Source organism: Olsenella profusa F0195 (assembly GCF_000468755.1).
Classification (GTDB): domain Bacteria; phylum Actinomycetota; class Coriobacteriia; order Coriobacteriales; family Atopobiaceae; genus Olsenella_F; species Olsenella_F profusa.
The window spans coordinates 1-1,842 of the sequence record NZ_AWEZ01000024.1 but is presented as its reverse complement, the minus strand read 5'-3'; the positions used below and the strand labels follow the sequence as shown (position 1 = coordinate 1,842).

1 protein-coding gene is annotated in these 1,842 nt (G+C 60.7%); it reads left to right on the top strand.

Annotated elements, in window-relative coordinates:
- The first annotated feature begins 41 nt into the window (after nt 1-41).
- Nucleotides 42-1,775, top strand: a complete 1,734-nt coding sequence (locus HMPREF1316_RS03375) for an IS1634 family transposase (RefSeq protein ID WP_040651190.1) — start codon at nt 42-44, stop codon at nt 1,773-1,775.
- Nucleotides 1,776-1,842: the final 67 nt, after the last annotated feature.

Below are 1,842 nucleotides of genomic sequence, written 5' to 3'. Positions count from 1 at the left end.
GCTAATATATGGGGTGGCCTTCGAGAGCGGAGGGGCGGAAGATGTTTCTGAAGAGGACCCCACAGAGGAACGGACGGGTGAAGCTCTCTGTATGTGAGAGCTACCGGGTCGGCAAGAAGACCAAGCAGCGCCAAGTGAGGTCTTTGGGCTATATCGACGAGCTCGAGGAGGAGCATCAAGACCCCATCGAGTGGGGACGGGCCCAGGCCCTTGAGATGACTCGCGAGAAGAAAGAGGGCGAGCAGGCTCTTCCCCTCGAGATCCACCCCCTGGAGAAGATCGACAGGAGGGGGACCAACAGGAAGAACCTGGGGTGCGCGATCGCGCTTGCCGTCTACAGCGCCCTGGGGATCGAGCAAGTGCTGCGCAACTACCTGCGCGGCAGGAGCGTGGCATACGACCTCAACAGCGTAACGAGGCTGCTCGTGACAGAGCGGATCCTAGGGCCAGGGTCCAAGCGCGCAGCCTGGCAGAACAGGGAGAGGTACTTCTTCAAGAGCGACTTCACGGACGATGATCTCTACAGGGCCTTAGACGAGCTCGCGAGGGCCAAGGACAAGGTCGTCTCCTCCATGAACAGGCGGATAGCGGCCGCGGGCATGAGGGACATGTCCTGCGTCTACTACGACGTCACCAACTACTACTTCGAAAGCGACGCCCAGGACGAGCTGAGGAAGCGCGGGGTCTCCAAGGAGAACAGGAGGAGCCCGATCGTGCAGATGGGGCTCCTGCAGGACGAGAGGGGCATCCCCATCTGCTACAGGAAGTTTTCGGGCAACACCCCAGACGCCCAGACCATGATCCCCGTGCTCTCCGACCTCAAGCGCGACTACGGGATGGACAGGCTCATAGCCGTCGCCGACAAGGGCCTCAACTCGTCGGACAACATAGCGGCGGCCGTGGCCAGGGGGGACGGCTTCGTCTTCTCCCAGTCGGCACGCGGCACCAAGTCGGACGCCGCCCTGAAGAGGTGGCTCACGGACGACCAGGGCTACCGCCACATGGGAGACGACTTCAAGATCAAGAGCAAGCAGGGCTTCAAGGCCTGCCACATCAAGGCAGGGGATACGAAGGGCGGAAAGCCCAAGGACATAAGGATTCCCGTGAAGTACGTCGGCTTCTGGTCAAGGAAGTACCAGGAGCGTGCCCGCCACGACAGGGCCAAGGTGATCGAGAGGGCACGCACGCTCATTAAAAGCCCCGCCGCCTTCAGCGCCCATGAGGCCCATGGGGCGGCAAAGTACGTGAGGGGCCTCACCTTCGACAGGGACACGGGCACTATTGCCGATGCCCGCAAGCTCTCCCTGGATGAGGATGCCATCAGGGAGGCAGAGGACTTGGACGGCTACTACCTCGTCGTCACAAGCGAGACAGACTGGCAGGACGAGAAGATACTCGATGCCTACCGGGAGCTCTGGCGGATAGAGGAGTCCTTCAAACTCACCAAGTCAGAGCTCAGGACCAGGCCCGTCTACGTCTGGACGGACGCCCATATAGAGGCCCACTTCCTCACGTGCTTCGTGGCCCTCACGATCCTTCGGATCCTGCAGTGCCAGGCGGGTGTCCCCGCGGCCCACATAAGACGTGAGATCAAGGCCATGTCAGCCACGAACTTCGATTCCAACTGGTGGGTGTTCGACCACAGGACGGACGAGTCTGACGCCCTGGCCGCCTCCTGTGGCCTCGAGGAGCTCAAGCTCAAGTTCCTCACAACCAAGCAGGCCAAACAGGTCTTAGCTAAGGCAAATAGGCTAACGCTCCAACACAGAGGATAGTCAGCCACCCATCAACAGAACCGCAGCTAACCAGTACTGTCTTTGCTATCTAGCTGCGGAAAATGGG

What these genes read in the sequence shown, in the direction of transcription:
- HMPREF1316_RS03375 (WP_040651190.1), top strand. Translation starts at nt 42, where the DNA reads ATGTTTCTGAAGAGGACCCCACAGAGGAACGGACGGGTGAAGCTCTCT.